Annotated in this window: 15 protein-coding genes; 5 read left to right on the top strand and 10 right to left on the bottom strand. The window is 72.2% G+C overall.

Features of this window, described 5'->3' with window-relative positions; translation table 11 throughout:
* Positions 1-3: 3 nt before the first annotated feature.
* The 3 genes from OG965_RS19585 to OG965_RS19575 form a co-directional block, all read right to left on the bottom strand.
* On the bottom strand, positions 4-2,391 hold the full coding sequence (locus OG965_RS19585) for a tetratricopeptide repeat protein (protein ID WP_371653382.1): 2,388 nt from the start codon (positions 2,389-2,391) through the stop codon (positions 4-6).
* Positions 2,388-4,031, bottom strand: coding sequence for a hypothetical protein (locus tag OG965_RS19580; protein ID WP_371653381.1), 1,644 nt, complete (start codon positions 4,029-4,031; stop codon positions 2,388-2,390). Before OG965_RS19580 ends, OG965_RS19585 begins: the two co-directional genes overlap by 4 nt.
* A gap of 162 nt (positions 4,032-4,193) precedes the next feature.
* Complete coding sequence (locus OG965_RS19575; protein WP_371653380.1) at positions 4,194-6,740, bottom strand: helicase-associated domain-containing protein; 2,547 nt, start codon at positions 6,738-6,740, stop codon at positions 4,194-4,196.
* Positions 6,741-6,821: 81 nt separating this feature from the next.
* Here OG965_RS19575 and OG965_RS19570 point away from each other — a divergent pair, with 81 nt between their 5' ends.
* A complete protein-coding gene (locus OG965_RS19570) occupies positions 6,822-7,829 on the top strand; it encodes a hypothetical protein (protein WP_371653379.1) in 1,008 nt (335 codons plus the stop codon).
* Positions 7,830-8,223: 394 nt separating this feature from the next.
* Positions 8,224-8,859, top strand: coding sequence for an HAD family hydrolase (locus OG965_RS19565; RefSeq protein ID WP_371653378.1), 636 nt, complete (start codon positions 8,224-8,226; stop codon positions 8,857-8,859).
* A gap of 184 nt (positions 8,860-9,043) precedes the next feature.
* Here the strand turns inward: OG965_RS19565 and OG965_RS19560 are convergent, their stop codons facing one another.
* Positions 9,044-9,304: a hypothetical protein gene (locus OG965_RS19560; protein ID WP_371653377.1), complete on the bottom strand. Its 261-nt coding sequence runs from the start codon at positions 9,302-9,304 to the stop codon at positions 9,044-9,046.
* 173 nt (positions 9,305-9,477) lie between these two features.
* Here OG965_RS19560 and OG965_RS19555 point away from each other — a divergent pair, with 173 nt between their 5' ends.
* Complete coding sequence (locus OG965_RS19555; protein ID WP_067162767.1) at positions 9,478-9,861, top strand: cold-shock protein; 384 nt, start codon at positions 9,478-9,480, stop codon at positions 9,859-9,861.
* A 17-nt stretch (positions 9,862-9,878) separates the two neighbouring features.
* Here OG965_RS19555 and OG965_RS19550 read toward each other — a convergent pair whose 3' ends face one another.
* Genes OG965_RS19550 through OG965_RS19535 form a run of 4 tightly spaced genes read right to left on the bottom strand, consistent with a single transcriptional unit; the run spans position 9,879 to position 13,249 of the window.
* The gene (locus OG965_RS19550; RefSeq protein ID WP_371653376.1) at positions 9,879-10,736 is read right to left on the bottom strand and encodes a 1,4-dihydroxy-6-naphthoate synthase; all 858 of its coding nucleotides are present in this window, start codon (positions 10,734-10,736) and stop codon (positions 9,879-9,881) included.
* Positions 10,729-11,367 carry a futalosine hydrolase gene (locus OG965_RS19545; protein WP_371656993.1) on the bottom strand — a complete coding sequence of 213 codons (639 nt, stop codon included), beginning with the start codon at positions 11,365-11,367 and terminating at the stop codon, positions 10,729-10,731. The genes OG965_RS19550 and OG965_RS19545 overlap by 8 nt, the downstream gene beginning before the upstream one ends.
* A 13-nt stretch (positions 11,368-11,380) precedes the next feature.
* The gene (locus OG965_RS19540) at positions 11,381-11,875 is read right to left on the bottom strand and encodes a DUF2771 domain-containing protein (protein ID WP_371653375.1); all 495 of its coding nucleotides are present in this window, start codon (positions 11,873-11,875) and stop codon (positions 11,381-11,383) included.
* 27 nt (positions 11,876-11,902) lie between these two features.
* A complete protein-coding gene (locus tag OG965_RS19535; protein WP_371653374.1) occupies positions 11,903-13,249 on the bottom strand; it encodes an MFS transporter in 1,347 nt (448 codons plus the stop codon).
* Between the two features lie 290 nt (positions 13,250-13,539).
* On the opposite strand from OG965_RS19535, the gene OG965_RS19530 reads away from it, so the two are divergent.
* Positions 13,540-14,451, top strand: coding sequence for a DUF3027 domain-containing protein (locus OG965_RS19530; RefSeq protein ID WP_371653373.1), 912 nt, complete (start codon positions 13,540-13,542; stop codon positions 14,449-14,451).
* Positions 14,452-14,658: 207 nt separating this feature from the next.
* Complete coding sequence (locus OG965_RS19525; RefSeq protein WP_371653372.1) at positions 14,659-17,784, top strand: sacsin N-terminal ATP-binding-like domain-containing protein; 3,126 nt, start codon at positions 14,659-14,661, stop codon at positions 17,782-17,784.
* 242 nt (positions 17,785-18,026) lie between these two features.
* Here the strand turns inward: OG965_RS19525 and OG965_RS19520 are convergent, their stop codons facing one another.
* Both OG965_RS19520 and OG965_RS19515 read right to left on the bottom strand, forming a co-directional pair.
* A complete protein-coding gene (locus tag OG965_RS19520) occupies positions 18,027-20,444 on the bottom strand; it encodes an HAD-IC family P-type ATPase (RefSeq protein ID WP_371653371.1) in 2,418 nt (805 codons plus the stop codon).
* 110 nt (positions 20,445-20,554) lie between these two features.
* Positions 20,555-20,818: a DUF2530 domain-containing protein gene (locus OG965_RS19515; protein WP_371653370.1), complete on the bottom strand. Its 264-nt coding sequence runs from the start codon at positions 20,816-20,818 to the stop codon at positions 20,555-20,557.
* Positions 20,819-21,011 lie beyond the last annotated feature (193 nt).

The following is a 21,011-nucleotide window of genomic DNA, read 5'->3' as shown; positions in this document are numbered from 1 at the left end:
TGATTACATCCGGCTCTCGACGGGTCGCATCCCGGTTCCGATCTGCCTTCTCACCTGGTCGACGAAGTCGAGCGTGTCCATGGCCGCCTTCGTATTGCCGGCCTGGTGGTACAGGTCGGTGGCGAGCTCCAGATTCTCCAGGGCCTCAGCATTGCGGCCCTGCTGGAGAAGTGTGCAGCCGAGATTCTTGAGCTCTGAGGCCACGCCGTGATCGTTCCTCCCTTCGAGGAATGCCTCCAGGGCGAGGGTGTGCAGCCTTGTGGCCTTGTTCCACTTGCTCTGCTGCTGGCGAACGAGAGCCATGTTGCCCAACGTCATCGCCTTCCCGCAGAGGTCACCCAGGCGCTGAAAGGTGCTCAGTGCCTCCTGCTGAGCGGCGAGAGCCGCTTCGAACTGTCCGGTAGCGGTCAGCGCGCTGGCGAAGTTGCACAGCTCAACCGCCCTCTCATGTGGAAAGAGCAGGCCATCGGCTACGCCGAGCGCGCGTTTGTGGAGCGCCACGGCCTGCTTGGCTTTTCCGTCGCTGCGCCTCACCTTGGCGAGGCCGCCCAGGGCTTGGGCGTAGCCGTGCTGGTCTCCGAAAGCCCAGAAGATCTTCGCGGCCTCGCGGAAGGCGCGGGAAGCCTCGTCGTTGCGGTCCAGCTCGGTCAGAGTCTCGCCGGTATTGCTGAGTGCACTCGCTACTCCGAGCCAGTCACCGCCTCGCTTGGAAAGCTGGGCAGCTTCGGTGTGTGCCGCCACGGCCTGTTCGAATTTGCGCTGCTCGTGGAGCGAGAGCCCGAGATTGTTCAGCGCGCCGGCCAAGGCGTGGCGCTTCTTGGGCTTCTGACAGATCTTGATGGCCTTGTAGTGCGCATGGGCAGATTTTTTCAGCTTGCGCATGTCTCGAAGCACTAGGCCGAGGGAGCTCAGTAAGGCAGCTTCGCGAAAACCGTCCTTCCGTCGAGGACTCGACCAGATGCCTGCGGTAAGGACCGCTTCGGCTTCCTCCAGGTAACGCATTTCTATGAGGAATTTCGAGACGGGCACCGCCAGGGCCACACACATCAGATCGTCGTCGGCTGCGTGAGCCCAGATGGTGGCTGCGACCAGAGTGTGTCGCTCGGCCTCCAGCCACACGAGCGTCTTGGCTCGATCGGTGAAGAAGGGCTGCTCCGTGCGCCGCAGTGCCACGGGGGCGAAGAGCGTTTCACACGCCAGAGTGGCCATCTCGTGCAAGTGGGCAAGCAGGTGGCTGACGCTCATAGCCCAGGAGTCGTTGCCCGACGACAGCCGTTCCCGGGAGTAGAGGCGTACGAGACTGTGCAGCTGCCAGCGGCCGGACGGTTCTCGTGGCTCGACCAGGTACCGGTGAGCCAGGGCCAGCAGGAGCCGTTCGGTTTCCTCAACGCTTTTGCCGCACAACTGGGCCGTAGCCTCGGTAGAGAAGTCAGGCCCGGGATGCAGCGATATCAGTCGGAAGAGCTTGGCCTGACCCTTGGTGAGCCTACGGTAGGACAGCTCGAAGGCCGCTGTCACGGCGCGTTTTCCCCGGCTCAGCACAGAGAGCCTGGAATGTGTGTCCTCGAGGTCCAGGCGGAGATGGGACAGGGGCCGGGTCGGTGTGTCCACGAGCAGTGAGGCCAGGATGCGCAGTGCCAGTGGCAGGCCGCCGCACAGCGCGACGAGCCGGTCGGCCTCAGCAGCCTCGTCGGCCACCCGCGAGTCCTTGGGCAGAGCAGCGCGGAGGGCGTTGCCCAGCAGCTCCCGCCCCTCGGCGGCGGGCAGCTCCCGCAAGGTCAGCGCCAGGGCGTCCAGTTCCGAGAGCGAGTGCCGAGAGGACACGAGCGTTGCGGCGCTCCCGGCGCTCGGCATGAGGTGGCGGATCTTGCCGGTCGCTGGTACGTCGTCCAGGACAACCAGGACCCGTCGCCCGGCAGCCGCAAGTGCACCGAGCGCGGACCGGTAGATGAGTGCCCGTTCCTCGACCCTGGGAGGAATATGTTCCGGGGGGATGCCGAGTGCCCGCAGGAGGGTGCCGAGCGCCTGCTTCGGTGACACCTTGGCCTCTGTGCCGTAGCCGTGCAGGTCGACGAAGAGGGCCCCGCCGGGGAACCAGCTCCCTTCTCGCAGCGCTTGGCGGGCGGCTTGGAGCACGAGCTCGGTCTTGCCTGTTCCGGCGAGCCCGCTCACCACCACAGTGCCTGCCGTCTTGTCCTGCGCTGTCGGCGCCAAGGCGGCGAGTACCTGTTCCAACTCGGTGCGGCGCCCTGCGAAGTTCGCCGATTCCCGGGGAATTCCGGCGCGTGTGAGGTCCGGGCGGTCCGGGAGTGTAAGGGTGATGCTCCGCCCCTGGATGGCGACGTTGAAGAACACGCCTCCGCTGGTGTGGCCCTCGGCGCTGCCGGTCATTTTCCGGCCTGCCGGTATCGAGCGAGGGCCCTGCTGAAGGCGAGCACCTCGGCGGTGGTGAACATGCCTCTGTTTGCCTCGGTGACCAAGTACCCGACTTCGCGCCAGGCGTGGAAGAACGCGGGGTCGATGCCCATCTCGGCCGCGAGCTCCGCCATGTCCGACATCATGTCGCCGAAGTACTCGTTGGTAAGAGGAGTGGGCTCGTCGGCGTCGGGGTCGAATACCAGAGGATCGTCCGGCCCTGGATCGCGGCCGAACTTTTCGCGGAAGGCGTCCAGTTGGCCTTCCATGGCTTCACGCATCATCCGTCCGTGCGGAGTGGCGGTCGATATTCGCACGACGGAACTGCCGTCCGCGTTCCAGATGCGCTCGACGGGATGGTCGAATCGACGTCGCGTGGCGGTCCCGCCAGACTTCTTGCGGACCTTGTGCAGCACCGCCTCGCGTACGGCCCTACGCCGCTCGACCCATCGCTCGTCCGACTCTTCCTGCGTGCCTTCGATACCGTCAGTACTGCCCGTCTCGCCGAAGTCGTCGGCGCTCTCACGAGCTGTGGCGCTCAGCCGCATTCTGGCGTGCATACCCACCCAGTCCAGCAGGTCCGGCGTGACTGGCCCTCCCAGCGTGGACACCTCAGTAATGCCCAGCGCGAAGGCCAGGCGTAAGAGAGCGAGACCCGGAGAGCTGGTCCAGAGCAGGGCTTCGGAGGGGATCGGCTCGGTGAACGCGGGCACGGCAAAGAGACGCCCGAGAGTCTCGGCGACGGGCATCTCCAGCTCGGGAGCGACAAGGAGGATGTCGAGCACCGGCACTAGTGACGATGCCTCGTCCAGGGAGAGCGCCCACGCCGAGGCGTGCTCGCCCATGTCCTCCACAAGTTCGCCGGGCTTGGTCAGGAGCGCCGCATACAGGGCCGGCAGCAGCACTGCGGATTCTTGTTCCACCGGCAGCCCGGCGTCGTGGAACCGGCGCAGCCCATCGCGGAGAATGTTCTTGGGCGTGGCATCGGCCCACGGCTCCTCCACCGCGTCCTTCCAGAACCGCCTGACCCGCTCCTGTGTGTCCTCCGGCAGGTCGGGGAGCCGCAGATCCAGAGACGGCCCAGACACCGCGCGGCAGCTCTGAAGGGCCGCCTTGGGCAGCAGTCGCCGGGGCAGGCGGCGTCTATCGAGTCCAGCCGCTTCGAGTCGGGCTCTGAGAGCCAGCATCAGCCTCCCGTCGTCCACCGGGATCCGCAGCTCCTCGCTTGCTGAGACGGCCTCACGGACGAAACGACGGATGCCTTTGCCGTGCGCGGTGCCCTGCAGGAGGCGCAGCCAGGCATCGCGCGCGTTGGCGAACTCCAGAGCGTCGATGAAGGTTCTCGGCCAGACAGTACCCAGGAACAGCGCGTCGAGCGGGTCGGTCTCGTTGTACCAGCCTGGTGCGTCCCCTTCGAGCTGAGCCTCTGCGAGCGCTAGGTAGCCGAATGCGTAAGCGCCGGCCAGACTCAGGTCGCCGGGTGCGTTCGAGTCGAGCAGGGCTCTGAGAGCCGCGCCCCCGAGGTCCTGAGGGTCGCTCTCAGTGGCTGCGGCGATGACGCCGGGCGCTGCCCTCCATGATCGCCGTTCCTGCTTTTTCCTCGATGCTTTGCCCACCTCGCCCTCCCCGGGACAAGGATGGCGCATCGCGCCGGGCTCGGTTGTGGGATCCCAGCAAACCTTGACAAGTAGGCTGAGAATCCTCTGACTTGAGGGTGTGTACGTGGAGGCGACCAAACCTCCAGGCTGCCTCAGCCGAACGTGGCCAGGGCCGTCCGCTCACGCCGGGTCGTCCGCCAGCTCCGCGACGCCCGTGATCCGGTGCAGGGGGTAGGTGCGGACCTCGTCGGCCGTGTGGTCGTACGCCGTCACGAAGCCGCCCTCCACCCGCACCGGTGCGATCACCCGCTGGCTGGCCGCGCCGTCCGCGTTGACGTAGCCGATCCACAGCGCCGAGCCGGTCAGCACGGCGGCCTGGACGGTGGCCAGGGTCTCGGCCGCGGTGGTGCGCGGCAGCCCGCCCGGCTCGGCGGGGGCGGCGTGCGGCTGCTCCTTGCGTACGACCGTGGCGGCCTCGTCGCCCGCCCGGATCGCCCGGACCGCCGCGCCGAGGAGCGTCTCGTCGGGCAGCGGCGGGCCCTCCGGTACGGGGGCAGGAGCGGTACGGGGCGGGGTGCGGCGGGTGTCGGCGCGGTGGATCACCACATCGCCCTCGGCGGACTCGGCGGCCGGGGCGTAGCCCATCGCGCGCAAGCCGTCGAGGAGGGCGGCGGGGTCGGCCTGCGCGGCCAGGACGGTCGGGGCGAGCCGGCGCAGCCGCAGCCCGGCCGACCGCTTGTCCGCGACGATCTCGTCCAGGAGCGCGTCGTCGTCGCAGCGCACATACGCCGAGGCGGCGCCGACCCGGAGGTGCCCGTGGCGGCGGGCCACGTCGTCGATGAGGTAGCTGAGCGGCTGCGGCACGGGCGTGGCGCTGTGCGCGGCCAGGAAGGCGTGCAGGTCGGAGGCCGCCTGCCCGGCGTCCAGCGCGCGGCGCACCGAGGCGGGCGTGAACCGGTACACCGTCGCGCCGCCCTTCGACTCGATGTCCGCCAGCACGTTCAGCGTCGCGGCGAGCGGGCGGCGCAGCGGGCCGGGCGCGACGGCGGTCAGGTCGGCCTGGAGCAGCACGTGGTCGACGGGCTCGGGCAGGTGCGGCGCGAGCGCGGCGGCGGCCGCGAGGCCGAGGAGCGGGGTGACGCCTGTACGGGAGGGGGTGTCGCCGCCCGGGGCGAGCAGCGCCCGCCCGTGCGCGGCCAGCGCACCCCGGCCGGTCACGCCCAGCAACTCGGCCTCTGCCAGCGTCCATTGGGCGAGCCGGGGCCGCAGGTCGTCGGGCCCGGTGCGGGTCGGGTGTTCCCAGCGCAGCCGGGCGAGCAGCGTCTCCGGGTCGGGCGCGGTCCCTTCGGGCAGCCGCGCGAGCAGGGCGAGTACGCGGTGGCGCACTTCCGGGGCCGGGGAGCGGTCCAGATCGGGGCCGAGGGCCGCCAGGGTGCGGGCCCGGGCGTCCTGACCGCCCACCAGGCCCGGCGTACGGGTCGCGGTGAGCCATGCGACGGCGAGGCGCGACCAGCGCTCGGCGGGCGGCAGGTCCAGCCAGTCGTCGTACGCGGGCGTCGGTGCGTACCGCTCCTCCGCCTCCCCGTCCGACGCCAAAAGACCGGCCGCATAGGCGAGTTCGAGCCAGAAAGCGGCCGTCTGCTCGGTGGTGTCGAGCGCCGCCGCCGTCCGCTTCAGGTCGCGCACGCTCAGGCCGCCCGCGCGCAGCACGGCGGGACCGCCCTCGTTCCACTCGGCCAGCAGGTCCTCGACCATGGTCAGCGCGGTCAGGGCCTGGCCCGCCGCAGCCGAGTCCACCACCTGCGGCCGGTACTCCCGGGCCGGCGCGACGGCGGGCGCCACCGGCTCGGGCGCCCGGTGTGCGCGCCCGGCGCGCAGATGCAGGGCCACCTCGCGCGGCAGGACGACCGTGCGCGCCGACGTCGGCAGCAGCAGCCCGTGATCGCGCAGCCAGCGCACCGGCGGCGCCGGATCCGCCGACACCTCCCCGTACGGCGGCCCCCACACCAGCCGGTCGAGCACCGCGAGCGCCTCCGGCGGGGCGGTGTCCAGGAGCGCCGACATCCGTGCCCGGTCGGTGAAGAGCGAGGTCAGCGCGGCGAAGGCGGAGACCGGATCGTGGGTGGCGGACAGCCCCGCTGTCCGCAGGATCTCCTGCACCCGCCCCGGCGACATCCCGGCCGTGGCCTCGGCGACGGTCGGGCCCAGGCCGGTGGGGGAGGGGTGCGCGGGGGAGGGCGCCAGCAGCTCGCGGGCGGTGCGCACCAGCCGCAACTGCTCGTCGGACCCCCACACGAGCGCCTGCTCCCGCAGCCCCGCGAGGGCCCCGGGCAGCGCGCCTTCGACGGCGGAGTCACCCTCGTCCCCCGCCAGCAGCGCGAGCAGCACGGGATACGGCGCCGGGTCCGGCGCCACGGCCAGGGCCTGCGCGGTCTGCAGCGCGAACCGGTCCAGCCGCTCCAGCGCCCGTACGACAGAAGCCCGCGTCCCGGCCCGGGTGGCCAGCTGGGTCAGATCGTTCGGTACGGGAGTGAGCAGATCGGGCCGGGCGCGCAGCAGCGCCGCGAGGGAGGCGTCGGGACGGGAGCGGAGGGCTTCGGCGAGAGTGCGGGGGGAGGGTGCGCGAGCGCCGCTGTCGGCGCTGCCGCCCTCTCCGCCTGCTTCTCCGCCCGCTCCGGTCGTTGCTTCGGACACGTGCGCCTCCTGGTCGCGCTCGCCGGTCCCCATCCGCCCCACGGTAGCCGCTGCGCGCTACCGTCAGGGCAGGGAGGCGGCGGCGGGCCCCGGCGGGGCACGGAGGGGAACGGTGTGGGGATCGAGAGCGACCAGCTGGTCTACGACTATCTGAGCCGGGTCGGCGACCTGGCCCAGCAGCGTCAGCTGCCCTCGGCGGCACGGATGCGGCTGGTGTCCACGCTGCGCGACGAGATCGACCGCAGACGGGGCAAGTTCGGCAGCGACTCCCCGGCCGCGGTGCGCCGGATCCTGGGACGGCTCGGTACGCCGGACGAGGTGGTGGAGTCGGTCACGACGGGCGGTGCGTACGAGGCGCCGCCGGACGTGGAGACGGCGGGGCGGGGAGTGCCGGGGCAGCGGGACGGCGGCCGGGGCCGCCGCGTCGCGTTCCCCCGCCCGCGCGCGGCGTCGCCCCCGGCCCCGCCACCGCCCTCGCCGCAGACGGCCGCGTCCCCGCCCCACCTGGCGGGAATGGACGAACTCGGCCCCTCGGGCGACGAACCGGACTGGTGGCGGATCGAACCGGGCCCGCTGGGCGGGGCGGGCGGGATGCAGGGGGAGTCGGTGGCGGGGTTCGTGGGCGGGGTGGAGATCCCGGAGATACTGCGGCCGCCGGAGGAATCGGCGCCGGAGGAGTCGGCCTCGGAGCCCGAGGAGGCGCCGGAGGAGGAGCCCGCCGTGGCCCCCCAGGGCCCGAACTGGCGGGCCCTGCTCCCCGGAGCGACCACGAACTCCCCCCGCCGCTCCCTGACGAACCCCCTTCTGCTGCTGGCGGCCGCGCTCCTGGTGACGGGCGCGGTCCTGGGCAACTGGCTCGCCCTGGGCGGGGGCTGGCTCCTGGCGTACGTGTCGCGCCGCCTGACCCCCGCGGAGACGAAGTGGGCGGTACTGGGCCTGCCGTCCCTGGCGGTGGTCGGCGGCCTGGTGTGGCTGTGGGGCCGCCAGAACGAACGCTGGGGCACGCCGATCGCCGAGGGGGCGATGGGGGACGCGGTGGCGGGGGCGTGGCCATGGGTGGTGCGGGCAGCCGCGCTGTCCTCGGCGGCATTCCTGACATGGCGCTCACAACGGCAGCGGTGACGTGTCTTTGTCTGCGGGTCCGGTGGGGGCTGGCCGCGCCCGGTGTTTGTCTGCGGGTGGGTGGGGGCTGAGCGCGCAGTTCCCCGCGCCCCCTTAGGTAACTCCAGCCCCGGCGGCGTGCGAGGTGCGGGCCCCTTTTAGGGGCGCGGGGAACTGCGCGACCAGCCACGGACGGCCCGCAGACGAACGGGGGCCGGGGCGGAGCCCCGAAAGCGGGGTGCAGGGGCCGCAGGTCCCGCAAAGGGGGCGCAGGGGCGCAGCCCCGCCCGGGGTCCGGGGGCGTAGCCCCCGGGAAACCACCTCCACCCCCACCCACCCCCGGAGGCCACGCGGCGGAGCCGCAAGTGTCACAGTGGCGAAGGGGCGGGGTGGGGCGGGACCCCACAATGGGGGCATGGCTTCGCAGACACTCACCGTCGGGTTCGACCTGGACATGACCCTCATCGACTCCCGCCCCGGCATCCACGCCTGCTACCTCCGCCTGTCCGCGGACACCGGCACCCACATCGACGCCGACGCCGCCGTCAGCCGGCTGGGCCCGCCGCTGGAGTGGGAGCTGAGCCACTGGTTCCCCGAGGAGCGCATACCGGAGATGGTCGGGCGCTACCGCGAGCTGTACCCCACGTACGCCATCGACCCCTCCCCCGCCCTCCCCGGCGCCGCCGACGCGATCCGCGCCGTCCAGGAGCTCGGCGGCCGCGCCATCGTCGTCACCGCCAAGAACCGGCCGCAGGCGGCCCTGCACCTCACCCATCTCGGGCTTGAGCCCGACGAGCTGATCGGCGGACTGTGGGCCGAGGCCAAGGCGGAGGCGCTGCGCGCGCACGGCGCCTCGGTGTACGTAGGCGACCACACCGGCGACGTACGCGGCGCGCACACCGCCGGCGCGCTCTCGGTGGCCGTGCCGACCGGCCCGATCGGCGCGGACGAGCTGCGCGAGGCGGGCGCGGACGTACTCCTCGCCGACCTCACGCGGTTCCGCCCGTGGTGGAAGACCTACGTGGAGGCGTACGCGGAGAAGGGCGTCTAGGGCCTGTCCGGCGGATCTTGTCTGGGACGCGGGGGTCTGGCACGCCCATCTGCGGCGTTGTCGTCAGTTGCCGACGCTCCGCGTCGACGCCCTCCTCCGCCTTGCAGCTGGACGCACCAGACCCCCGCTCACCAGGACCGAAGGCGGAGGCACCTCGCGGGCGACCAGATCCGCCGGACAGGCCCTAGCCCGTCGGGCGCTCCGCGCGGCGCTGTGCCGACACCGACGTCACCACGCCCGCCCCGGCCATCAGGAAGCCGACGCCCATCAGCATGCACACCGCGTACGCGATGGGCGGGAACGTTGTCGTGTGCAGGAACAGCGGCGCCACCGTGACCAGCGTGGCGAGCGCGCCGACGAAGAAGACGATGACACCGGCGCGAACCAGCCGGTCCCCGGTGTTCGACTCGTTCCTGGCCGAATTCGCTTGGGTTTCGTTACTCACTCGGTCAGGGTAGTTCCCTGCCCGTAAGGACCTGCCGGGACGTCTTGTCAGCAGCCTCTGGACCATTAGCCTTGTTGTCGGCGGGTCCGAAGGCGACCCGCTGCAGTGCTATCCAGAGCCGTTTTCCGCGGCGACCCGCGCACCCGACGACGAGTACGAGGACGAGGACAGACGTGCCTACCGGCAAGGTCAAATGGTTCAACAGCGAGAAGGGCTTCGGCTTTCTCTCCCGCGACGACGGCGGCGACGTCTTCGTGCACTCGTCAGTGCTCCCCTCCGGAGTGGAGACACTCAAGCCCGGCCAGCGCGTCGAGTTCGGCGTGGTGGCGGGCCAGCGCGGTGACCAGGCTCTCTCGGTGACCGTCCTCGACCCGGCCCCCTCCGTCGCGGCCGCCCAGCGCCGCAAGCCCGACGAACTGGCCTCCATCGTCCAGGACCTGACCACGCTGCTGGAGAACATCACGCCGATGCTGGAGCGCGGCCGCTACCCCGACAAGGCGGCGGGCAAGAAGATCGCCGGACTGCTGCGGGCGGTGGCGGACCAGCTGGACGTCTGACCGGTTGTCCGAACCGGTTATCCGAACCTGAGCGCGTCGCGGTCGAGCGGAGGCACCAGACCCTCGGCCGCGGCCCGCGTCAGCAGCCCGCGCACCGCCGCGTAGCCGTCCTCGCCCAGGTCGTGCGTGAACTCGTTGACGTAGAGCCCGATGTGCTGGTCGGCCACCGCCGGGTCCATCTCCTGGGCGTGCTCCCGTACGTACGGCCGGGAGGCCTCCGGATCGTCCCAGGCCATGCGGACGGACGTCCGGATGACGTCGGCCAGCTCGCGCAGCTTCGCGTCGCCCAGCGAGCGGCGGGCGATGATCGCGCCCAGCGGGATGGGCAGCCCGGTCGTGGACTCCCAGTGCTCGCCCATGTCGGCGAGCGAGTGCAGCCCGTACTCCTGATAGGTGAACCGGGCCTCGTGGATGACGAGTCCGGCGTCGACCTTGCCGTCGCGTACGGCGGGCATGATCTCGTGGAACGGCATCACGACGACCTTGCCGACCCCGCCGGGCACCATATCGGCGGCCCACAGCCGGAAGAGCAGATACGCCGTCGAGCGCTCGCTCGGCACGGCGACGGTCTTGCCGGTGAGGTCGACACCGGGTTCGCAGGTCAGCACCAGCGGGCCGCAGCCGCGCCCGAGAGCCCCGCCGCAGGGGAGCAGGGTGTAGTCCTCAAGGACCCACGGCAGTACGGCGTACGACACCTTCAGCACGTCGAAGTCGTTCTCGCCCGGACCCCGTTCGGCGATGCCGTTGGTGATGTCGATGTCCGCGAAGGTGACGTCGATGTCCGGCGCGCCGGGGACGCGGCCGTGCGCCCAGGCGTCGAAGACGAACGTGTCGTTGGGGCAGGGCGAGAAGGCGATGCGCAGCGGCTCAGTCATGACCGTTCCAACTCTCCAGTACGGGCGGGAGCTTCCCGAAAGCGTCGGTGAGTGCGCCGAGCGCGTCCCCGATCCGCCAGGCGGAACGGTCGCGCGGGCCCACCGCGTTGGAGACCGCCCGGATCTCGACGACGGGCACCCCCCGCTGCGCCGCCGCCTCCGCGACCCCGAACCCCTCCATCGCCTCGGCGGCGGCCCCGGGGTGCCGGGCGGCGAGCTCGGCGGCGCGGGCGGCGGTGCCGGTGACGGTGGAGACGGTGAGGACGGGGCCGTACGCGGCCCCGGTGGCGTCGGCGATCGCCCGCCCGAGCCGCTGCGGCGGCAGGTGCGCGGAGCGCCCGAACCCGAGCGCCTCGACATCCAGATAGCCGTCGGGCGTGTCGGCGCCGAGGTCGGCGGCGACGATCCGGGAGGCGACCACGAGCCCGCCGACGGGCGCGACGGGCTGGAACCCGCCCCCGATCCCGGCGGAGACGACGAGGTCGTACGGGGTAACGGCGAGCGCTGCCGCGGTGGCGGCGGCCGCCGCGGCGGGGCCGACCCCGCCGGCGAGGACGTCGAAGCCCGCCGGGCACGCCCTCGTGACCGCGTCCCGTTCGACGGGGACCGCGGTCACGACGAGGACGCGCATGTCAGCCGTCGTCTCAGCTGTCGTCACGCTTGAGCGTGAAGCTCCACACCGACTTGGGCTTGTTCTTGTCGTTGACCTGAATGATGTTGATCTTCTTGGTCTTGGGCGCGGCGCCCTGCCCGCCCGTCGCGAAGACGTCCGCGTTCGGGAAGGAGCGGTACGTCTTGTTGGACGGCTCGGTGATCGGGTTGCCGTCGAGTACGGCGACCCACTTGTCGCCGTGCTCCACGACGTCCGTGTCCACGGCGAGTCGCAGGGTGGAGCCCGGCGAGTAGCTGATCGTCTTCGACGTCTTCACGCTGCTGAGGCAGGTCGTGAGCTTTTCGTCGGACAGTTCCTTGCCGTCGTTGCGGCAGGCGGCCTCGGCGTGCACCGAGTTCGTCCCGACCGTCACGGTCGCGAGGGGCGTCGGCTTGTCGCAGGCGGAGAGGACGAGGAGTCCGGCGGAGACAGCGCCCAGGGCGATGCCGGCCCGACGGGCCTTACCAGAGGTGAACGCAACGGTCATGAGCCGAAGGCTATCGGTCCCCCGTGATCACGCCACGCGCGGGTGTGGCGTGCCGCGCCGCGCGGAGCTCAGCAGCCCTCGTACGGACGTGGCCGCGCCCACCGCGAGCAGCCCCGCCGCGACCGACATCCCGACCACTCCGTTGAGCGGCAGCACGATCCCTATGGCACCGCCGAGCACCCACGACATCTGGAGCACGGTCTCCGAGCGGGCGAACGCGGAGGTCCGCACCTCCTCGGGCACATCGCGCTGGAGCATCGCGTCCAGGGACAGCTTCGCCAGCGCCTGGGTGAACCCGGCGGTCGCACCGAGCACCGCCATCAGCACCCCGCTGAAGAACACCGCCGCGCACACCGACGCGCCGAGCGCGGTCACCAGCGCCATCACGATGATGATCTCCGGGCCCCGGGAGCGCAGCAGCGAGCCCGCCGCCGTGCCCAGCGCGTTGCCGACGCCCGCCGAGACGCCGACCACACCGAGCGAGACGGCGGCGCTCTGCCCCGCCAGCGGGTGCTCGCGCAGCAGGAACGCCAGGAAGAAGATCAGGAAGCCGGAGAGGGAGCGCAGGGCCGCGTTGGCGATCAGCCCGTTCTGCACGGACGCGCCGACCGTGCGCAGCCCCGGTTTGCGCCCGCCGTGATCGACCAGCTGCGCCTTGCGCTCACCCTTGGCGGAGTCCACCTTGTGGTCCAGCGTGAACGCAAGGAAGGTGCCCGCCACGAAGACACAGAACGCCCCATAGAGCGGCCACTGGGGCCCCACGTGCTGGAGCCCCGCGCCGATCGGGGCCGCCGCGGCCGTCGCGAGCAGCCCGGCGAGTGTGACTCGCGAATTGGCTTTGACCAGCGAGAACCGTGGTGGCAGCAGCCGCGGCACGACCGCGCTGCGCACCACTCCGTACGCCTTCGACGCCACCAGGACGCCCAGGGCCGCCGGATACAGCTCCAGGCCGCCGGTGGCCACCGCGCCCGACATGGTGAGCGCCAGCACCGCCCGCGCCAGCATGGCGCCCGCCATCGCGGCGCGCCGACCGTGCGGCATCCGGTCGAGCAGCGGGCCGATCACGGGGGCCAGGAGGGTGAACGGGGCCATCGTGATCGCCAGGTACAGCGCGACCCGGCCGCGGGCCTGATCGGTCGGGACGGAGAAGAAGACGGTGGACGCCAGGGCCACGGTGATCATCACGTCGCCCGCGCCGTTCACCGCGTGCAGCTCGATGAGTTTGCCCAGGCCCGACTCACCGGCGCCGTGCGCGTGCGTCGCCCGTCTGATGGAACGGGCGGGGCCCGTGATGGGCCTGTGCAGCGCTCGGCCGACCGTCCGCCCCGCCCTGCGGAGGGGACTGGCCTTGTCGGTGGACCTTACGGTAGCCACCCAGTCATAGTGCCCCAACCCCGCCCGACCATGACGTACCGACGGGGATTCGGACCGGCAGGTGGGCCACGGGCCACGAAGGGGGTAGCGTGACAGGCGCGCCGCCCGCGGCTGCTCATGGCCGCGCGCCTCTCCGCGATCCCGCAGAATGGATAGCAGAAGGCGCGCCCCTGACAGTTCACGGCTCGGGCGCGGACGTCGACGCGGCCCTTTGGTCCGCTCCGTCCGCGACTCGTACGTACGCGGTCCTCGGCGCACCCGTGAGACGGCGTAGGAGAGAAGCGAGACCTGTGAGTGCTGCGACGACGCGAAGCCGTACCCCCGACCGCCTGTGCGCCGAAGCGGTCGACCTCGCCAGGGAGGCAGCCGAGGAGGCCGCGCACCCCGGCGTGGTCGGAGAGCACGTATCGGCCGTAGCCGAGGGTGACCGGGTCGTCACGCACTTCTTCGAGTGCAAAGAGCCTGGGTACCGGGGCTGGCGCTGGGCGGTGACCGTCACGCGGGCCTCCCGCGCGAAGCTGATCACCCTCGACGAGACGGTCCTGCTGCCCGGGCCTGACGCGCTGATGGCGCCCGAATGGGTGCCGTGGAGCGAACGCCTGCGCCCGGGTGACATGGGCCCCGGCGACCTGCTGCCCACCGAGGCCGACGACCTGCGCCTGGAGCCCGGCTACAGCGGCGAGGACGCCCCGCCGCCCAACTCCGCCGTCTCCGAGGAGATGGCCGAGCGGGTCGAGGCGGAGGACGCGGAGCTGGTGGCCCGGCCGCCGGGCACCTCGCGCGGCTCGGTCGCGGCGCTGGCCGAGGAGCTCGGCATGCGCCGCGCCCGCGTGCTGTCCCGCTACGGCCTGTACGCGGCGGCCGACCGCTGGGACGAGTCGTTCGGCGCGAAGACCCCGATGGCTCAGGCGGCCCCGGCGTCCTGCGTCACCTGCGCCTTCCTGGTCCCGCTGGAGGGATCGCTCCGCCAGGCCTTCGGCATCTGCGCGAACGAGTTCGGTCCGGCGGACGGGCGTGTCGTGTCGCTGGCGTACGGCTGCGGGGGCCACTCGGAGGCGGCGGTCATGCCGAAGCCTCCCCGCCCGTCGCCGCCGGTCCTGGACACCCTGGGCGCGGACGCCCTGCCGCTCCGCCCCGCTGCCGACAGTGGGTCGGTGGAGGCGGCGGGAGACGCGGGGTCGGAGGACCTGGGCCACTCGTGAGGCCCGGGGGTTTGAGCCCCCTGCTCGCGCAGTTCCCCGCGCCCCTGTAGGGGCGCCCCGAAGGGGCGCATTTGAGGGGCGCGGGGAACTGCGCGACCAGCCACGCACGGTCCGCAGACGAACGGGGGCCCGGGGCGGAGCCCCGGCGGGGCCGGGGCCGGGCGCCGGAATCCTCGACGCGGTACCTTCGGGCCGCAGGGTTTCCCGATGGCAGTGGACGGAGTACGCGTGATCGTGAAGGCGACGGCGGTCGAAGGTGCCGACCCCTTCGGGACGGGGCGGCTCCGGCGCGGGGTCATCGACACCTGGGCCGCCGCCCCGGCCCGCTTTCGCGAGGACGCCAACGCGGAAGAGGACCTCGCCCTTGGCGGGTACCGGGACCGGCTCGTCGTCGAACTGGCCCAGAATGCCGCCGATGCAGCGGCACGGGCCGGCGTGCCCGGGCGGCTCAGGCTGACCCTCCACCCCGGCGCCCCCGGCGAACAGCCCGTCCTCGCCGCCGCCAACACGGGCGCGCCCCTCGACGCCACGGGCGTGGAGTCGCTCTCCACCCTCCGCGCCTCCGCCAAGCGGCGCGACGCGGGCACCGCCGTCGGACGGTTCGGCGTCGGGTTCGCCGCCGTCCTCGCCGTCAGCGACGAACCCGCCGTCGTGGGCCGTACCGGCGGCGTCCGCTGGTCGCTGGCCGAGGCGCGGGACCTGGCCGCCGAGGCCGCCCGCTTCAGCCCCGGACTCGGTGACGAACTGCGCCGCCGCGACGGCCACGTACCCCTCCTGAGGCTCCCCCTGCCCGCCGAGGGCTCGGCACCCGACGGGTACGACACCGTTGTCGTCCTCCCGCTGCGGGACGAGCCCGCCGAGGATCTCGTGCTGCGGCTTCTCACCGCCGTCGACGACGCCCTGCTCCTCACCCTCCCCGGCCTCGTCGAGGTCATCGTCGAAACCCCCGACGGCTCGCGCGTGTTGCGCCGCTCCGAGCAGGACGGGTACGTCCACATCGATGACACCCGGGACGGGCTCAACCGGTGGCGGGTCGCCGCCGACAGCGGCGCCCTCGGGGCCGAACTCCTCGCCGACCGGCCCGTCGAGGAGCGGCTGCGGCCGCACTGGTCGGTCACCTGGGCCGTGCCGGTGGACCTGGACGGGGCTCCCCAACGCCCCCGTACCGCCTCCGTCGTCCACGCTCCCACCCCCACCGACGAACCCCTCGGCGTGCCCGCCCTGCTCATCGCGTCGCTGCCGCTGGACACCGCCCGGCGCCACCCCGCCCCGGGGCCGCTGACGGACTTCCTGGTGGAGCGCGCCGCCGACGTGTACGCCCGGCTGCTCGGTGACTGGCAGCCCGTGTCGACCGGCACCGTCGACCTCGTGCCCGGCCCGCTCGGGCGGGGCGAGCTGGACGGGGCGCTGCGCGCGGCGATCCTGGAGCGGCTGCCCCGGGTCGCGTTCCTCGCCCCGGCCGTGCCGTCCGAAGAGCTGCCCGCGCTGCGGCCGTTCGAGGCCGAGGTCGTGGAAGGGGCAGGCGCCGACACCGTGAAGGTGCTCGCGGAGGTGCTGCCCACGTTGCTGCCCGCCGGACTTGAGCGCCGCTCCGAGCTGCGGACGCTCGGCGTCGGGCGGCTGCCGCTCGGCGACGCCATCGAGCGCATCGGCGGCGCCGAGCGCGCGCCCGAGTGGTGGTACCGGCTCTACGACACCCTCGCCGGTGTGGACCCCGACCGGCTCTCCGGGCTGCCTGTGCCGCTCGCGGACGGGCGTACGGCGGTCGGGCCCCGGCAGATCCTGCTGCCCCTCGCCCACACCCCCGCCGACCTCGGCCGACTGGGCTTGAAGGTCGCGCACGCCGACGCCACGCACCCCCTGTTGGAGAAGCTCGGCGCGCTGCCCGCCACGCCCCGGGCCGTCCTGACGACCCCTCAGGTACGGGCCGCCGTCGCCGCCTCCCTCGACGGCGGGGAGATCTGGGACGAGGACGCGCCCGACGCCGAGGAACTCGCCGAGACCGTACTGGCGTTGGTCCGCGACGCCGCCCTGGAACCCGGCGACGAGCCGTGGCTCGGCGCGCTCGCCCTCACCGACGAGGACGGCGAACTCGCCCCCGCCGGTGAACTCGTCCTGCCCGGCAGCCCCTTCGCCTCCGTCATCCGCCCCGGCGAGCTCGCCGAGGTCGACGCCGAGCTCGCGGGCCGCTGGGGCGAGCAGCCGCTGGCCGCCTGTGGCGTACTGGCGACCTTCGCCCTGGTCAGGGCCACCGACATCGTCCTCGACCCGGACGAACTTGAGCCCCGCGACGGCGACTTCGCCGAGCCCGACGACGCCGGGCTGCTCGACGCGGTCGACGTGTGGTGCGAGGACGTCCTCGACCGGCTGCCGCACACGCCGGTGCCGCCGGTGGCCACCGAGATCGTGGCGGTACGGGACCTGGACCTCGTCGACGACGACGCCTGGCCGCAGGCGCTGGCGATGCTCGCCCGGCCGCCGCTGCGGGACGCGCTGACCCAGCCCGTACGGATCCTGCTGCCGGACGGCACGACGGAGACGGTCCGCCCGTACACGGCGTGGTGGCTGCGCGGCCACCCCGTCCTCGGCGGCCGCCGCCCGGCGGGCCTGCGCGCGGCCGGGTCCGACCCGCTGCTGGCCGGTCTGTACGAGTCGGCCGACGCGACCGGCTTCGACGACGAACAGGTGCTGCGGGCGCTCGGCGTACGTACGTCGGTGGCGGCGCTCCTCGACGAGCCCGGCGGCGCGGCCGAGCTCCTGACCCGCCTCGCGGACCCCTCCCGCCCGGTCTCGGACGCCCAACTGCACGCCCTCTACACGGCGCTGGCCGACCTCGACCCCGATCAGGTGACGCTCCCCGACGAGCTGCGGGCGGTCGTGGACGGAGAGGTACGGGTCGTGGACGCGGGCGACGCGGTGGTGGCGGACACGCCGGACCTGCTGCCGCTGACGTCCGGGGTCCCGCTGCTCCCCGTCGCCCCCTCGCGTGCGGCCGACCTCGCGGAGCTGCTCCAAGTGCGGCGTCTCGGAGAGTCGGTGACGGCGGAGGTGACGTCGGTCGGGACCGAACACGAGGTCCCGGAGGCGGTCCGGACCCTGCTGGGCCCCGCGACGCCGTCGACGTACGTCGAGCACGAGGAGCTGCTGGCGGGCGGGGTCGAACTCGACTGGCGCCAGGCGCCCGACGGGGCGGTGCACGCGGCGACGCTGGAGGGGGTCGCGGCGGCCCTCGCCTGGGCGGCGGGGCAGTGGCCGCGGCGCTTCGAGGTGGCCGCGCTGCTGGAGGACCCGTCCCGGACGCCGGAACTGTCGCGAGCGCGCTGGTTCGACTAGGGCTTGTGCCCCCACCCCGCCCGTTCCCTTAACCCTCCGGGGGTGGGGGAGGGGTGAGGTGGGTTTCCCGGGGCTTCGCCCCCGGACCCCCGGGCAGGGGCTGCGCCCCCTGCACCCCGCTTCGGGGCTCCGCCCCGGACCCCGCTCCTCAAACGCCGGAGGGGCTGAATTTGCCGGCTTTTAGGGGCGCGGGGAACTGCGCGACCAGCCCCCACCGGGCCCGCAGACAAACACCGCGCCGGCTACGCCGACACCCTCCGGTCCACCCACCTCCACGCGAGCTCCAACCCCACCGCCCCCACCGCCGCAATCCCCACCGCGGCCCACGGCAGCGTCGTCCCGACCAGTTTCAGGGCGAAGAACGTCTGGAGCCACGGGACCGCCAGGACCAGGAGGAATGCCGCGCCCATCGACAGCACCAGGCAGATCCGCCACCACGTGTACGGACGGGCGATGATCGCCAGGACCCACATCGAGACCAGGAACAGGGTGAGGGTCGCCGCGCTGGTCTCCGCCTCTCGGGCGCCGTCCCCGACGTAGTAGTGCCGCGCCAGCAGGTACGTCGCGAACGTCGTCACCGCCGCGATCACCCCGCCGGGGACGGCGTACCGCATCACCCTCCGTACGAAGTGCGGCTGGGCCCGTTCCGTATTCGGCGCCAGGGCGAGGAAGAACGCCGGGATGCCGATCGTCAGCGTGGACAGCAGAGTCAAGTGGCGCGGCAGGAACAGGTATTCCACCTGGGTGCAGACCACCAGCAGTGCGAGCAGCACCGAGTACACCGTCTTGACCAGGAACAGCGTCGCCACCCGGGTGATGTTGCCGATCACCCGGCGCCCCTCCGCCACCACCGACGGCAGTGTGGCGAAGCTGTTGTTGAGCAGCACGATCTGGGCCACCGCCCGTGTCGCCTCCGAGCCCGACCCCATCGAGACGCCGATGTCCGCGTCCTTCAGGGCCAGTACGTCGTTGACGCCGTCCCCCGTCATCGCCACCGTGTGCCCGCGCGACTGGAGCGCCGCCACCATGTCCCGCTTCTGCTGGGGAGTGACCCGGCCGAACACCGCGTTGGCGTCCAGAGCCTCCGCCATCTCCGCCTGCGAGGCCGGCAACTGCCGCGCGTCCACCGTGTTCTCCGCGCCCGGCAGGCCCAGCTTGCCCGCCACCGCGCCCACCGACACCGCGTTGTCACCGGAGATGACCTTGGCGTGGACGTTCTGCTCCTCGAAGTAGCGCAGGGTGTCCGCCGCGTCGGGGCGCAGCCGCTGTTCCAGGACCACCAGCGCCGTGGCGCGCGCGTCCGTCGCGACCTGCGGGTCGTCCAGCTCGCGGCGGGTCCGGGCCAGGAGCAGGACCCGTAGACCCTGCTCGTTCAGCCCGTCGATCTCCGCCAGCGAAGGGTCGCCGGGCGGCAGCAGTACGTCCGGCGCACCGAGCAGCCACGTCGAGTTCTCCCCGTCGCCCTCGCTGAACGCCGCGCCGCTGTACTTGCGCGCCGAGGAGAACGGCAGCGACTCCCTGCAGCGCCACTCCTCGCTGTCCGGATACGCGTCGATGATCGCCTGAAGGGACGCGTTCGGGCGCGGGTCGGACTCACCCAGCGCGCCGAGCACCTTGCGTACGTACGCCTCCTCCGCGCCCCCCAGCGGCCGCAGCTCGGTGACGTCCATGCCGCCCTCGGTGAGCGTGCCCGTCTTGTCGAGGCACACCACGTCCACGCGCGCGAGGCCCTCGATCGCCGGGAGCTCCTGCACCAGGCACTGCTTGCGGCCGAGCCGGATCACCCCGATCGCGAAGGCCACCGAGGTGAGCAGCACAAGACCCTCGGGGATCATCGGGACGATGCCGCCCACCGTGTACGCCACGGACTGCTTGAAGTTGTCGTCCTTGACCACGAGCTGGCTGATCACGAGACCTATGGAGGTCGGGATCATCAGCCACGTCACGTACTTGAGGATCATCGAGATGCCCGAGCGCAGCTCGGAGTGGACCAGTGTGAAGCGGCTGGCCTCCTCCGCGAGCTGCGCCGCGTACGCCTCGCGCCCGACCTTCGTCGCGGTGAACGCGCCACCGCCCGCGACCACGAACGACCCGGACATCATCCGGTCGCCGGGCTTCTTCAGGACCGGGTCGGCCTCACCGGTGAGCAGCGACTCGTCGACTTCGAGGCCGTCGGTCTCCACCACCTCGCCGTCGACCACGACTTTGTCGCCGGGGCCGAGTTCGACCAGGTCGCCGAGGACGATCTCGGAGGTGGAGATCTCGGCGGCGACGCCGTCGCGCCGGACCGTCGGCTTGGCCTCGCCGATGACCGCGAGCCCGTCCAGGGTCTTCTTGGCGCGCATCTCCTGGATGATGCCGATGCCCGTGTTGGCGATGATCACGAAGCCGAAGAGGCTGTCCTGGAGCGGCGCCACGAAGAGCATGATCACCCAGAGGACGCCGATGATCGCGTTGAAGCGGGTGAAGACGTTGGCGCGGACGATCTCGGCGGTGGAGCGGCTGCTGCGGACCGGTACGTCGTTGACCTCGCCCCGGGCGACGCGTTCGGCGACTTCGGCGGTGGTCAGACCGGTGGCCCGGCCGGACGCCACGGGCGGCGGCACGGGGTGGACGGGGTCGAGTTCCGCCCCGGCGTCGATATTGGCGCGCTGCGTCATGTTTTCGACGGTACGGGGGGAATTCCCGGTTCACCTGCCGGGAACGTCGAACATCAGACCCAGGGAGGAGACGAATGGTCCTGCGGCGGTACGCCCGGAGGGCGCGCCTCCTACCCTTCGGTCCCTTGCTCCGCCGCGTGCCGCTTGAGGGCCGCGTCGCGCCCTCGTACGTACCAGATGCCGATCAGGCCGAGGCCGGCGCCGGCCAGGCAGGTCCACACCCACCACAGGTGTCCGTGGTCGTCGAACCAGCCGTAGAACGGCAGCTGGACGAGGAAGAGGACGAACCAGAGGATCGTGCCGCCGGTGATGGTGGCGACGACGGGCCCTTCCAGGGGCTCCGGCGCCTCGTACTTGGGTGTCCACTTCGCCATGCGATCAGTGTAGGGGGAGGGGTCGGGCGGCCCGTCGACACTCTCGGCGCCCAGGCGCCCCTTGTGTCTACGCGCGGAGATAGCGATCTTTGCCTTATGTATTCATACTGAAACGGCTTACGGCTGACTCGTTTTGTTCGTTGAAACGTCCAAAGAAGTTCGGGTCAAGGCCGCTTTTCGCATTTCCTTGCCC

It is taken from the genome of Streptomyces sp. NBC_00224 (assembly GCF_041435195.1).
Lineage (GTDB): Bacteria > Actinomycetota > Actinomycetes > Streptomycetales > Streptomycetaceae > Streptomyces.
Note: the sequence above shows the minus strand (reverse complement) of the source record. Positions and strands in the feature narration are given on the sequence as shown.